Origin of the sequence: Rhizobium sp. P44RR-XXIV, from assembly GCF_001999485.2 — a bacterium.
GTDB lineage: Bacteria > Pseudomonadota > Alphaproteobacteria > Rhizobiales > Rhizobiaceae > Rhizobium.
In genome coordinates this window covers 769,905-783,410 of the sequence record NZ_MPVZ02000029.1, presented here as the reverse complement: position 1 = coordinate 783,410, position 13,506 = coordinate 769,905, and the positions used below count along the sequence as shown (strand labels likewise).

8 protein-coding genes and 3 pseudogenes are annotated in these 13,506 nt (G+C 58.9%); 9 read left to right on the top strand and 2 right to left on the bottom strand.

The features are described 5' to 3' along the window. The first annotated feature begins 14 nt into the window (after positions 1–14). From BSK43_RS29645 to atzF, 3 genes and pseudogenes are all read left to right on the top strand, one after another. Positions 15–665 (top strand): urea amidolyase associated protein UAAP2, encoded by a 651-nt coding sequence (locus tag BSK43_RS29645; protein WP_077467127.1) that lies wholly within the window; start codon positions 15–17, stop codon positions 663–665. Position 666: 1 nt separating this feature from the next. Next, positions 667–4,202: pseudogene (gene uca, locus BSK43_RS29640) on the top strand (urea carboxylase). Beyond that, a complete protein-coding gene (gene atzF, locus BSK43_RS29635) occupies positions 4,202–6,013 on the top strand; it encodes an allophanate hydrolase (protein WP_077467126.1) in 1,812 nt (603 codons plus the stop codon). Before uca ends, atzF begins: the two are co-directional and overlap by 1 nt. A 295-nt stretch (positions 6,014–6,308) precedes the next feature. On the opposite strand, the pseudogene BSK43_RS29630 reads toward atzF, so the two are convergent. Further along, positions 6,309–6,869: pseudogene (locus BSK43_RS29630) on the bottom strand (Tn3 family transposase); the annotation flags it as partial. A 102-nt stretch (positions 6,870–6,971) separates the two neighbouring features. On the opposite strand from BSK43_RS29630, the gene BSK43_RS29625 reads away from it, so the two are divergent. The 5 genes and pseudogenes from BSK43_RS29625 (at position 6,972) to BSK43_RS29605 (ending at position 11,492) form a co-directional block, all read left to right on the top strand. Beyond that, a complete protein-coding gene (locus tag BSK43_RS29625; protein WP_246662727.1) occupies positions 6,972–7,316 on the top strand; it encodes a hypothetical protein in 345 nt (114 codons plus the stop codon). A gap of 541 nt (positions 7,317–7,857) precedes the next feature. Then, on the top strand, positions 7,858–8,289 hold the full coding sequence (locus tag BSK43_RS29620; protein ID WP_077467124.1) for a hypothetical protein: 432 nt from the start codon (positions 7,858–7,860) through the stop codon (positions 8,287–8,289). A gap of 518 nt (positions 8,290–8,807) precedes the next feature. Beyond that, positions 8,808–10,220, top strand: coding sequence for a cytosine permease (locus BSK43_RS29615; protein ID WP_077467123.1), 1,413 nt, complete (start codon positions 8,808–8,810; stop codon positions 10,218–10,220). Between the two features lie 174 nt (positions 10,221–10,394). After that, a pseudogene (locus BSK43_RS29610) lies at positions 10,395–11,002 on the top strand (DUF2026 family protein). Between the two features lie 157 nt (positions 11,003–11,159). Further along, a complete protein-coding gene (locus BSK43_RS29605) occupies positions 11,160–11,492 on the top strand; it encodes a hypothetical protein (protein ID WP_077467122.1) in 333 nt (110 codons plus the stop codon). Positions 11,493–11,529: 37 nt separating this feature from the next. Here the strand turns inward: BSK43_RS29605 and BSK43_RS29600 are convergent, their stop codons facing one another. After that, positions 11,530–12,177, bottom strand: a complete 648-nt coding sequence (locus BSK43_RS29600; RefSeq protein WP_077467121.1) for a TetR/AcrR family transcriptional regulator — start codon at positions 12,175–12,177, stop codon at positions 11,530–11,532. Positions 12,178–12,301: 124 nt separating this feature from the next. Here BSK43_RS29600 and BSK43_RS29595 point away from each other — a divergent pair, with 124 nt between their 5' ends. After that, a complete protein-coding gene (locus BSK43_RS29595) occupies positions 12,302–13,489 on the top strand; it encodes an HlyD family secretion protein (RefSeq protein WP_077467120.1) in 1,188 nt (395 codons plus the stop codon). Positions 13,490–13,506: the final 17 nt, after the last annotated feature.

The following is a 13,506-nucleotide window of genomic DNA, read 5'->3' as shown; positions in this document are numbered from 1 at the left end:
CGAGGAGCGATATCATGACCACTTTCATCCAGACCGCATCCAGCCGCACAATCGAGAACGCGGCGCAGGATCACTCGATCGCTGCCGAAGCACCCTTCTCGACCATCATTCGCAAGGGCCAGACCTTGCGCATCGAGGATAGTTACGGCCAGCAGGCAATCGATACGCTGTTCTACAATGCCGAGGATCATTCCGAGCGCTATTCCAGCCAGGACACCATGCGCGAACAGAGCGCAGCCTATATCACCACGGGCACCCGGATTATCTCCAACGAAGGCCGGGTGATGCTGACCATGAGCGCCGACAGTTGCGGGCGCCACGACACCTCGGCCGGCGCATGCTCCTGCGAGAGCAATACCGTGCGCTTCGGCCACGGCACGAAATATCTGCATGCCTGCCGCGACAATTTCGTTCTGGAGGTCTCCAGGCACGGCATGGGCAAACGCGATGTCGTGCCCAACATCAATTTCTTCATGAACGTGCCGATCGAACCATCAGGTGAGATGACGATCGTCGACGGCATTTCAGCGCCGGGAGACTATGTCGAGCTGAAGGCCGAGATGGACGTGCTGCTCGTCATCTCCAATTGCCCGCAGATCAACAATCCCTGCAACGGCTTCGATCCGACGCCGATCCGGGTTCTCGTCTGGGATGGTGAGGCCTGAGATGTTCAAGAAGATATTGATCGCCAACCGAGGCGAAATCGCCGTTCGGATCATCCGGACATTGAAACGCATGGGTATCGCCTCCGTCGTCGTCTATTCGGACGCCGACCGGTTTTCCAAGGCGTCGCTCATGGCCGATGAGGCCATAAGACTAGGCCCCGCACCGGCATCCGAGAGCTATCTCAACGTCGAGGCCGTCATCGCCGCCTGCAAGGCAACGGGCGCCGAAGCCGTGCACCCGGGTTATGGTTTCCTGTCGGAGAACATCGGCTTTGCCGAGCGGTTGGCCGCGGAAGGCATCGTCTTCATCGGCCCAACGCCGGAAAACATTGCTGCTTTCGGGCTGAAGCACACGGCGCGCGAGCTGGCGCGAGCGAGCGGCGTGCCGCTGCTTCCCGGCAGCGGTCTTGTGGAGACGAGCGACGCGGCGCTCGCAGCCGCTATGGAGATCGATTACCCAATCATGCTGAAATCGACAGCGGGCGGCGGCGGTATCGGCATGCAGCTTTGCGAAGATGCCGATAGTCTGAAGTCTGCCTTCGAAAGCGTGCAGCGCACCGCCAAGGCAAGCTTCGGCGACGCGCGCGTCTTTCTCGAGCGCTTCGTCTCCAAGGCCCGGCACGTCGAGGTACAGATCTTCGGCGACGGCGAAGGACGGGTGATCGCGCTTGGCGAGCGCGACTGCTCGCTTCAGCGCCGGAACCAGAAGGTGATCGAGGAAACCCCCGCCCCCGGTCTTTCGCGGGCCGTACGAGAGCGCCTGCATGCCGCGGCCGTGGCACTCGGCACCTCCGCGCGCTATCAATCCGCCGGGACGGTGGAATTCATCTACGATCCGCTGCGCGAGGAATTCTACTTTCTGGAGGTCAATACCCGCCTGCAGGTCGAACATCCGGTCACAGAGGCCGTCTACGGCATCGACCTCGTCGGATGGATGATCCGCCAAGCGGCTGGCGAGGATGTGATATCGGGCAATGAGGATCTGAAGCCAAGCGGCGCTGCGATCGAAGCCCGCATCTATGCCGAGATGCCACATGCCGGCTTCCGGCCGAGCGCCGGCCTGTTGACGGAAGTTATCTTCCCGGCGAATGCGCGCGTGGACGGCTGGATCGAGACCGGCACGGAAGTCACGCCTTTTTATGATCCCATGCTTGCCAAGGTGATCGTCGCGGCCGAAGACCGGCCGGCCGCAATCGAGAAGCTGCAACATGCGCTTGCCGAGAGTTCCATCGCCGGCATCGAAACCAATCTCGAATACCTCAAGGCGATCGCGGGATCGGATCTGCTGTCGAGCGGCGATGTTGCGACGACCGCGCTCAAGGATTTCGCCTTCGTGCCCGATATCATCGAGGTGGTGGCGCCGGGTGCGCAGTCGAGCATTCAGGAGCTGCCCGGCAGGCTCGGCCTCTGGCATGTCGGCGTGCCGCCAAGCGGCCCGATGGACGAGCGCTCGTTCCGCCACGCCAACAGGCTCGTCGGCAACGCTGATGAGACGGCGGCGGTGGAACTTACCGTGTCTGGCCCGGTACTCAGGATCTTCTCGGACATCACCATCGCGCTCGCAGGCGCGCGCATGCCGATGAAACTCGACGGCGTACCGCTGCCGCATGACGAAGCCGTCAGCATCAAGGCAGGTCAGACGCTTGCGATCGGTGCGATAGAGGGTGCGGGCCAGCGAGCCTATCTTGCCGTAGCAGGTGGGTTTGCAGCCCCCGTCATGCTCGGATCGAGAGCGACCTTCGGCCTCGGGAAATTTGGAGGACACGCCACCGGCACGCTCCAGACCGGCCATGTGCTGCGACTGGCACGTGCAGCGCAACTGCGGGCCAAGGCGGCAGATACTCCTGCACCGCTGAGCCGCAGTTGGCAGGTTGGCGTTCTCTACGGGCCGCATGGCGCGCCCGATTTCTTTCTGGAAGACGATATCGAGACGCTTTTCTCGACGGAATACGAGGTGCATTTCAACAGCGCCCGTACCGGCGTACGCCTGATCGGCCCTGCACCGAAATGGGCGCGTAGCGATGGCGGAGAAGCAGGGCTTCATCCCTCCAATCTCCACGACAATGCCTATGCTGTGGGAGCCATCGACTTTACCGGCGACATGCCGATCATTCTCGGCCCGGATGGCCCAAGCCTAGGCGGTTTCGTCTGCCCTGCCGTCATAGCCCGCGACGAGCAATGGAAGATGGGGCAGTTCAAGCCGGGCGACAAAATCCGCTTTCATCCGGCCGCACGTGCGCAAGATCCCATTGCCGGTCCGGTTGTGCGGCGCATCGGCGATGAAGCGGGGTCGGCAATCATCGGCCAAAGCGAGAGCGGCCCGGTACCCGTCGTCTATCGACGCCAGGGTGACGACAATCTGTTGGTCGAATATGGCGCGATGACCCTCGACATCGCGCTGCGCCTGCGAGTGCACCTGCTGATGCAGGCGATCATCGAGGCCCGTTTACCCGGCATCATCGACCTAACTCCCGGCATCCGATCGCTGCAGATCCATTATGACGGCACCGGGCTCACGCGAACGCGGCTGCTCGGCCTGCTGGCTGAGATCGAGGCAAGCCTGCCGGCCGCGCAGCAGGTCAAGGTCCCGAGCCGCATCGTTCATCTGCCGCTCTCCTGGAATGATCCGGACGCCGAGCTCGCAATGCACAAATATCAGGAACTCGTGCGCCCGAACGCGCCCTGGTGCCCGTCCAATATCGAGTTCATTCGCCGCATCAACGACCTGCCGACGAGCAGGCCGTTCGCGACATCGTCTTCGATGCCAGCTATCTGGTGCTCGGCCTCGGGGATGTCTATCTTGGCGCGCCGGTCGCAACCCCCGTCGATCCGCGCCATCGGCTGGTGACGACGAAGTACAATCCGGCCCGCACCTGGACGCCGGAAAATGCCGTCGGCATCGGCGGCGCCTATATGTGCATCTATGGCATGGAGGGACCGGGCGGCTACCAGCTTTTCGGCCGCACCATCCAGGTCTGGAACAGCTGGCGGCAGACGCCGGTCTTTTCAGAGGGCAAACCGTGGCTGCTGAACTTCTTCGATCAGGTTCGTTTCTTTCCCGTCAGTCATAAGGAGCTGAAAGAGGCCCGCGCTTCCTTCCCGCATGGCGGCTATCCGGTTAAAATCGAGGAGACCGAGTTTTCCTACGGTGCCTATGAAGCAGGGCTCGCCCGCGACGCTGCCACCATCGGCGCTTTCAAGTCCAGGCAACAGGCGGCGTTCGAAGCGGAGCGCCAGCGCTGGAAGGAGCTCGGCCTCGACAGCTTTACGGTCGACGAAGGCGCCGGTCCCGGATTGGGCGGCGACATACCCGAAGGCTGCTTCGGCATCGAAAGTGCCGTACCCGGCAACGTTTGGAAAATACTCGTCGAAGAAGGCCAACCGGTTGCGGCCGGCGATACATTGGCCATCATCGAATCCATGAAAATGGAAATCAACGTCACGGCACACGCCGCCGGGCGTGTCCGCGATCTGCGCGCCGGCCCGGGACATAACGTCAAGGCTGGCGACGTGCTCGTCATACTGGAGGAAATCTGATGCTTCCCACCATTCTCGATCTTGCTTCGCTGAAAGAGGCCTACGCGACCGGTCTGTCGCCCCTCGATCTGGTGGAGGAGATCATCGCCAGACTTAAGGCATCGGACGATCCGGCGATCTTCATCACCATGACGCAGGACGATGATCTGCGCGCGGCAGCCCGCGAGCTTTTGGCAAAAGCACCCGAAGTCAACAGCCTGCCGCTTTGGGGAATCCCCTTCGCGGTCAAGGACAATATCGACGTTGCCGGCCTGCCGACAACAGCGGGTTGCCCGGCCTTCGCCTATCACCCTGAAGAGGATGCAACGGTGGTCGCGCGGCTGAAGGCGGCCGGTGCCATCGTCATCGGCAAGACCAACCTCGATCAATTCGCAACCGGCCTCAACGGCACGCGCTCGCCGCATGGTGCGCCGCGCTCGGTATTCGACCGCAATTACGTCTCCGGCGGCTCCAGCTCCGGCTCAGCCGTTGCCGTTGCAAGCGGATTGGCAAGCTTCTCGCTCGGCACCGACACGGCGGGCTCGGGCCGTGTACCGGCCGCGTTCAACAATCTCGTCGGCATCAAGCCGACGCCGGGGTTGGTGCCGAATGTCGGGGTGGTGCCGGCCTGCCGCAGCGTCGATGTCGTGACCGTGTTTGCCGCGACTGTCGGGGACGGCATTGCCGTGCGGCGGATCATGGAAGGTTATGACATCAGAGATCCGTTTTCGCGCCATGCCGTACCGGCCAGCCTGCCGTCGTCGGGTCCACGCATCGGCGTGCTCGATGGCGCCGAACGGGAGTTCTATGGGAATAAGGAAGTCGAGGCTCTCTATGACGCCGCTATCGAGCGGGCGAAGTCGCTGGGCGCCACTATTGTACCCTTCGACTATGCGCCTTTCAGGCAGGCTGCCGAATTGCTCTATAACGGCCCGTGGGTCGCCGAGCGGCTGGCGGCGGTGAAGGGTTTTCTGGCGACGAATGCCGGTGATTTCGACCCGACGGTGCGGACCATCATCGAAGGAGCAAAGGTCTATGACGCCGTCGCCGCCTTCGAGGGCCGTTACAGGCTGGAAGCTTTGCGGCAAAGGACGAAGGCAGAATGGGAGAAAGTGGATTTCCTGATGCTGCCGACCTCCCCCACTACCTACACTGTGGAGGAAATGCAGGCGGATCCAATCGTCAAGAACGGCCATTTCGGCCGCTATACCAATTTCGCCAATCTGCTCGACTGCGCGGCGATCGCCATACCCGCAGGCTTTGACGCCAACGGTCATCTGCCCGCCGGCGTGATGCTTGTCGGCTCTGCCTTCACCGATGAGGCACTGGCTCCCTTCGCCGACGCCATGCATCGCGCCTTGAGTGCGGGCATGGGCAAGGACCGCACAGCCAAATTGCCGGAGGCAAGTCGCGTAGCGCCAGCAAGTGACGACTTCGTGCCGATCGTTGTCGTCGGCGCACATCTCTCGGACATGCCACTCAATCATCAACTGACGGAGCCAGGCGGATATCGAGTGAAGATTTGCCGAACGGACGGCAGTTATCGTCTCTTCGCGCTTCCTGACACCACGCCACCCAAGCCGGGTCTGGTGCGCGATCCGGGTTTTGCGGGCAAGGGCGTGGAGGTCGAGGTCTGGGCCCTCCCCCCTGCGGCATTCGCTCGTTTCGTCCAGAATATTCCGGCACCCCTCGGCGTGGGCATGATCACGCTCGACGATGGAAGCGGTATTTCTGGTTTTCTCTGCGAGGTCCACGCCATCACCGGCGCTCGGGAGATTACCGAATTCGGCGGGTGGCGGAACTACGTTCACGCCGCCAATCCGACAGCCTGAGTCGAGGAGAGAGCGGCATGCGGAAATTGTTGACAAGGATAGCGCGACTTATCTGCCAAGGCCTGATCGCCCGGACTTCCGCGATCGGCACCTGGCGACCCGCCGCGATCATCAAGCACAAATGATGCGCATAGTAGATCTTCGCTGATAGCTGCCTTTTGGCTGATAATCGCGTTGAAGCTATTCGAGCCCGCTACACCCGCGTGTGGCCGGTTCTTGCTTTGCACCTGCCGTGTACTAGGGGACCCATCAAGGTTTTCCCGCTAATGCACCTTTTCTCGGACTGTGAACGCCCTCAACCGGCGGCTGCAAAGATGTCATCCTTGAGGCGGAGCGGCCAGTAATCGAGCGGGATCTCCGTCGCCTGCTGCCAAAGATAGTCGCCGGTCAGGCTGATGTGATTCCAGCCGAGTGGTGCGACATGGGACAGCACCTGGTTGGGCACTGGAATTCCTGTCGCACGCAGATGCTGCACAGCCCTGTCCATATAGATCGTGTTCCAATAGACGATCGCCGCGATCATTAGATTGAGGCCCGAGGCGCGGAAGCTCTGGTTGAGCAGGGTACGGTCCGTGATGCGGCCTTGACGCTGGGTGTAGATTGCCTGAGCCAGGGAGTGGCGGGCCTCTCCCTTGTTGAGGCCGGCACGACAGCGGCGCCGCAGATCCGCATCCTCGAGCCAGTCCAGGAGGAACAGGCTGCGCTCGATCCGGCCGACTTCCCGAAGCGCCAGATCGAGCCGATTCTGGCGACAGTAGGCGGCAAGCTTCTTGAGGATCGCCGATGGCGCCACGGTGCCGGCGTTGATCGACGCAACTGTGTGATCGACATCATCCCAGCACTCGGTGATGACATCCGTCGGCCACGCGGTGTCACGAATCTGGGGCATTGGGAGGTTGGAGGCCTCCACCTGAAAATATATGGTCTTGCCGCAGACGGAAAAAACATTGCCGATACATTGATCGCGCTTGCGGAAACCATCGTACAGGAAGAGGTTTTGCCGCGCGTTCGTGATGAAGGTGACGACAATGGCATGGGTTTCGTTATCATTCATCCGGGTGAAATGGGTGTTTCCATTCTCGCGCACTGGTGGATACAAGGATCCGTACTTTGTCAGCATATCTATCGTAAGCTATATGGCGCCGCCGAGCCGATGGATACTATGAAGCGACCAGTAATCGCTTGCGTTTGGGAGTTGGCTATCATCAACGCTGAGCAGGAAGCTTGGCGCAAGACAAAGATGAAACACGAGCCAAATTTATCCGGGTATATGGGAAGCGGGGCTGATTTTGACACAGCATAGTCTGGCGCGCTCGCTTGCCTCCGCCGATATGCGCTAACGTACGATTCCGCCCTCTCCCGGAACCGACCCCAAGTGGGACGGCCAGTCTTCTCAATAGGATTGAAAATCATGCGTCATGGAAATCCTATCAATTTAAGAGGTGCGGCACTTGGGTTGCTGGTCTCATCATTCGTGCCGCCGATAATTTTTTCCGTGACCTCCCCGCTTTCCGGCAAACAAGATGTAGTCTCGATTGTCGGGACAATGTTGGTCACGTCTCCATTCTCAGTGATGTTCACAGTTCTATTTGGACTGCCGCTTTGTCTTTTCGCTGTTTGGCTCAATCTGGTGAGATGGTGGACATGTTTCATCGGTGGGGCTTTGGCAGGAGCTACAACTCTCGTAGCGGTGTCATATCCGGCCGCATACGCGATCGATAGTCTTCTAATCTATGGGTTGATTGGCGCCCTATCGGGGCTAGCGTTTTGGGTATGCTGGCATCTGACGAGTGGCAAAATTATTCGAGGTGATTGCCGCAAAAACACTGCATCAGAGGAATGATATGTCTTTCAAGACCTTCTATCGGATTGCACTGGTTCTCCCACTTATTTTACCTGTTCTTTCTTTAGTGTTTTTCCAAAGTCGCTTTTTTTCAATTCTTTTTATTTTCCTCATGCTCTCCGGCGTCGAGTATCTGTTTTTTGTTGCGATCTCGTTTGTTTATCTCTGGAGAATTCATTCTATTGAGCAAGTTCAGAGGGTTGTGTGGTTAGCGCCGCTTATTTTTATTCTATTCGCACTCGTCGGTTCGTACTTGCAGCAATTTTGGAATCGTCGTTCCAATCCGGATTTGCTTATATCACTTGATTCTACCCTACCGATAATTGTCTACGGGCTGATGTTTGGTTACGGATATTGTGTGCTCATCGAATTGGCATGCCGAATTCTGCGTGCTTTTGGCTTTATAGTAAGCGCTCATTCCCCAGCACGTTGACGGCCGTCCGATGATCGATTGCGTTCAGTTGGACGCATCTGGTGGGGTCATGCGCGACGCAAGCTTACCTTCTGTTGGCTCTTAGCGGATTTTGTTTTGTTCCACCCTTATGATGGTCGTGCTTCTATTCGACCTTGGCGTACGATTCCGCCCCCTCCCGAAGCCGACTCCCACCAGGCATCTTGGGATGCCCGTGTTCTCGATATGTCCGAGGAAAGGTGCATTGGCGGGAAAACCTTGAGGTACCCCCTACTAGGAGCATGTAAAGGAGTGCTCCCCACCCATGAGCTGTCCAGAATCGTGCTGACCTCGACGCAGCTCAACCGTACGGCAAGAGAATGCGGTGACAGCCGCGATGGTCCGCATGCTAGCGCTGTCTGAACGAAAGCTCTCGAAGAATTTGCACACAAAGGGCTGGGATCGAGGATGCCTGCCAAGCCAAAATGTATATACAAAATGTCTTCTTCATTTATATAAAACGGGTTGTGAGTTTCGAATTCCCCCAGGAGGAGCGCATAATGAGTGGTGTCAAAACGAGCGATGGGCTCGCTGAACGCAGAACCATCGACAGAATACCGGAGGCCGAGCGGCATGGTTCCCCACGGGACCAGTTTACGCTCTGGTTCGGAGCAAACCTGCAGATCACGGCGGTACTCGATGGCGCATTGGCTGTCGTCTTCGGAGCGGAGGCGATGACTGCAATCATCGGGCTGGCCATCGGCAATATCCTTGGCGGGATCGTGATGGCGCTTCACTCGGCGCAGGGTCCTCGCCTGGGGCTGCCCCAGATGATCAGCAGCCGGGCGCAGTTCGGCGTCAAAGGCGCGACCCTCCCCTTGCTTCTGGTCATCCTTATGTATCTGGGCTTTGCCGCAACGGGCACCGTCCTTGCTGGCCAAGCCCTGAACCTTCTGCTTGGCTCATCCAATCCAGCCGTCGGCATGATCGTCTTCGGGGTGCTCACCTGCGTAATCGCGCTCGTCGGCTACAAGGTCATCCATATAATGGGACGGATTGCCACGGTCATCAGCATCATCGGTTTTGCATACCTATCCTACCAGCTGTTTCATCAGTACGACATTCACTCGGCCTTCGGGCAAAAACCGGCAACGGTCGCGACCTTCCTGCTCGCCGTTTCGCTGTCTGCCGGATGGCAGCTTACCTATGCGCCCTATGTTGCCGATTACTCCCGCTATCTTCCGTCCTCAACGGCTGATGGCAAAGCGTTCTTCTATACGCTGTTCGGCTCGGCGCTCGCCTCGCAACTTGCCATGACGTTTGGCGTGCTTGTCGCTGCTCTCGGCGCGAAATTCCTTTCAAACCAGGTCGGTTTCCTTGGAACGCTGGCGGGCGAAGGCGCAATTCTCGTTTACGTCGTCATCGTCTGCGGAAAGCTCACGATCAATTGCCTGAACGCCTATGGCGGGTTCATGGCGATCCTCACGACCTTCACCTCGTTCAGCAATCAGACCCGTATCTCCAAGGGCGCCAGGGCGGCCTACATTATCGGATTCGTTGCTTTGTCGGTGCTGATCGCCGTGCTGGCAAGCTCGGATTTTCTCTCGGCATTCAAGAACTTCGTCCTGATGCTTCTGGCGGTGTTCGTCCCGTGGAGCGCAATCAATCTCGTCGACTACTATCTCATCTCGAAGGAGAAGGTGGATATTCCCGCCCTCTACGATCCAAACGGCCGTTACGGTGCGTATAATTGGACTGCGCTGGGATGCTACATTCTGGGTGTGGTGGTTCAGATACCGCTTCTCAATCAGCCGCTCTATGAGGGGCCGATTGCAATCATGCTCAACGACGCCGACATTTCTTGGGCCGTCGGCCTCATTGTGACTGCGGTTGCCTACTATCTCCTGCAGCGCAACGCCAAAATGGCGCCGAGCGAAATGATCCTGGACGCTGCTGCTACAGCCCAGAAGTGACCCTCAAACGGTTGTGGCCGCCCGTCAAACAGGGCGGCCATCCTGATCCGGAAAAACCAACTGCTACCAGGCTCCGAGACGACATGGCATGCATCCATGCCGCGGTGTGTCGTTTACATCGCGGCCGCCATCACTTACGGGATGGCATAAGTCATGGGTTTAGGGTGAAGGATCATGTTGATCACGCAAAGCGACTACCATCGGATCTACCGGGTCATCAATAGCCTGCTGATCAACGAGAACGCCAATCCCGCCACGGCTTCGATGTATTTCAGCACCTTCGGAGCCTTCATTCTCGAACATCATTTCAAGGTCAAGGCAAAGCCGAAAGGCGGTCTAGCGGCCTATAATCTTGGCGGAAAGCACATCCTTTTCGCGGACCAGCGTGAAGATGGCCATGTCTCCGGCGCCGCGAAAATTTCCACTGCTGGATTGAAGCGGACGATTGGGCAATTGATTTCATGGCCCCGGCATTCTCGCAGAGTGCGCCGGATTTGCTGATACCGTCTAAGATGTTTCAGCGTCCGCTCTCCGCAATGGCCGCGTCCATCAACGATCTCGCTCAGAGCGGCGATTTCTTCTATCATTCCGAGCCCGACGCAACGAGCCGGCGTTTCGCGGACTGGCGCAAGCATCCGATGATCGGAGATCTCGCGATTGTCGCAACGAACTGGTTTCGGAAGTCTCCGAAGAAAATGCAGGCGTCGATCACCGTTCAGGATCGCGGCGGCAAAACCAATCTTGTGCCGCTCATCGGCAATTCCCTGGCTGGCGCTTGGTAGCCTTTTATCTCCAGGAACACGCCGCCTCCCCTCGGCCGATCACGTTTTTCCGCGTTCGACTTTTGCGCAAGGGATCGTATGATCGGGCGAGCCGCTAGTGAAGGCGAAATCCTCGATCACTGGCGTCAGCGGATTACGGGATAGAGGGAGGTGGATCTTGATAGCCAGGGCGATAGTCGCGATTGCACTTCTTGCGATTTCAAGCACAGCGCATGCAGCGCAGGTTATCTGCTTCCTCGAAGTGGAAGGCCAGATTTACCTTCAGGGCCGTTGTACCTATGTCCCAGACCCCAATGGCTCGTTTTCCATTGGAACCGATGATCCCGGCGGGAAGTATTTCGCCTATTTGGCGACCAGTGCTCCCAACGAGGCGACCGGTTTTTGGAATGGAACGGCGGGCGGTACGCATGCACACGAAGATCTGGGCAAGCTTCATAGAAATGGCGGATGCTGGGTCAACGACAAGGCAAAGATTTGCGCCTGGCGTTGAACTGTGATGCGCGCGGGTTCACCAGACGCGCAATCAGTCAGACCTGACAGCCCCTCAGAAAGATATCGGCGCAAATCCGTGCGCGCTGGGTGATCTCCTCGATGCCCGGCGGCTTCTCCTGGCGCAGGATGGCGGCGCGTTGAGGCTCCATGATCATCATGCCGCGCAGCATGCCGGAGGCCATGTGCGGGTCCTCCAGCCTGATCAGCCCACGCTCGGCCTGCTTCGTCAGCCATTTCTCCATGACGGCATTGGAGCCGATGATAGCGGTCTGATAGAAGTCCGTGGCGATCTCGGGAAAACGGTCTGATTCCGCAATGATGAGACGCATCATGTCGATCGTGTCCGGCGACATCGTCAGCATGCCGTAGGCCGTCAGCAGCCGCTCCAGCCCTTCCCGCAGGTCCATAGTGGCGAGCGTCGATTGGTCGAGGGCCAGAAAAAACCGATTGATTCGATCGGAGATGATGCTCGATAGCAGATCATCCTTGGCCGGGAAAAGCCGGTAAAGCGTCTTCGTCGACACCCCGGCTGCCTGTGCGATCACATTGATGCTCGTGGCCGCATAGCCATTCTCCCGGAATTGAACATCCGCAGCCTCGATGATCAGGCCCTTCGTGTCATCGTCGCAGCGGATTTGGGGACGGCCCCTCGACCTCTTCTCAATTAATTGAATTTCGACCATTTCTATTTTCCAAATTCCTGTTGACATCCATTCTATAGTGCATATTTTGGAAAACATCAAGTTTCCTAAATAGCAGGCCGAATTTTTCGCACCCCAAGCGATCGGCCCATTCGGAGAAGCAACAGTGGAAAACAAGGTTCATGTATTGAACGCCAACAAGCAGGCGCCATCAGCTGAAGCACCGGCGCCGACCATGGACGCCGGCAAGCCGGGCATCTCGGTAGAGCCGACGAAGGTTTCTGGCGAGGAAAAGCCGGCACCGAAGCGTGGCAAGTCGTTCCTGCTCGGAGCCACCGCGCTTGTGGTCATCGCTGCCGCCGCTTATTACGGTCACAACTACTGGACGGTCGGGCGCTTCCAGGTCTCCACAGACGATGCCTATGTGCAAGCCGACAACAGTGCGATCGCGCCGAAGATTTCCGGCTACATCACCAATGTTCTCGTCAACGACAACCAGACGGTCAAGGCTGGCCAGGTGCTCGCCCGCATCGATGATCGCGACTTCAAGACGGCATTGGATCAGGCCAAGGCCGATGTTGCTGCCGCTCAGGCCGATGTCGAAGCCAAGCAGGCATCTCTCGAGATGCAGCAATCGCTGATCCTGGCTGCCCAGGCGACCGTCGATGTCGACAAGGCCAACGAGACTTTTGCCGAGCAGAACGACAAGCGTTATGCCAGCCTTTCGGTCAACGGCTATGCCGCCGTGCAAACGGCACAGCAGGCCGCCTCGCAGATCGCTGCTGCTCGCGCTGCAATCGACCGCGATACGGCATCGCTCGCCGCCACCACCAAGCAGGTTGACCTGCTGAAGGCTCAATTGGCGCAGGCCAAGGCAACACTTGCCCATGACCAGGCCGTCCAGAGCCAGGCGGAACTCAACCTCTCCTACACGGCGATCACAGCGCCGCTCGACGGCGTCGTCGGCAACCGCACGCTGCGCGTCGGCCAGTATGTGCAAGCGGGCACGCAGTTGATGTCTGTCGTGCCGACGTCGGCTGCCTATATCATCGCCAATTACAAGGAGACCCAGTTGACCGACGTGCATGCCGGTCAGCCTGTCGACATCGAGGTCGACATGTTCCCCGGCCGGGTCTATCACGGCCACGTCGATAGTCTCGCGCCCGCCAGCGGTCAGGAATTCGCTCTGCTGCCGCCGGATAACGCCACGGGCAATTTCACCAAGGTCGTGCAGCGCATCCCCGTCAAGATCGTTCTCGATCGCGACAGCGCCACGTCGGGCGATCTGCGCCCTGGCATGTCGGTACAGCCGAGCATCGACATCAAGACGGTCGATCAGGGCCCTGGGGCCTGACCGGTGGGGGATGAGGA

Excerpts from the sequence above, each read along its gene's own strand:
- BSK43_RS29645 (WP_077467127.1), top strand. The coding sequence starts at position 15 with ATGACCACTTTCATCCAGACCGCATCCAGCCGCACAATCGAGAACGCG.
- atzF (WP_077467126.1), top strand. The coding sequence starts at position 4,202 with ATGCTTCCCACCATTCTCGATCTTGCTTCGCTGAAAGAGGCCTACGCG.
- BSK43_RS29620 (WP_077467124.1), top strand. The coding sequence starts at position 7,858 with ATGTCTTTCAAGACCTTCTATCGGATTGCACTGGTTCTCCCACTTATT.
- BSK43_RS29615 (WP_077467123.1), top strand. The coding sequence starts at position 8,808 with ATGAGTGGTGTCAAAACGAGCGATGGGCTCGCTGAACGCAGAACCATC.
- BSK43_RS29600 (WP_077467121.1), bottom strand. The coding sequence starts at position 12,177 with ATGGTCGAAATTCAATTAATTGAGAAGAGGTCGAGGGGCCGTCCCCAA.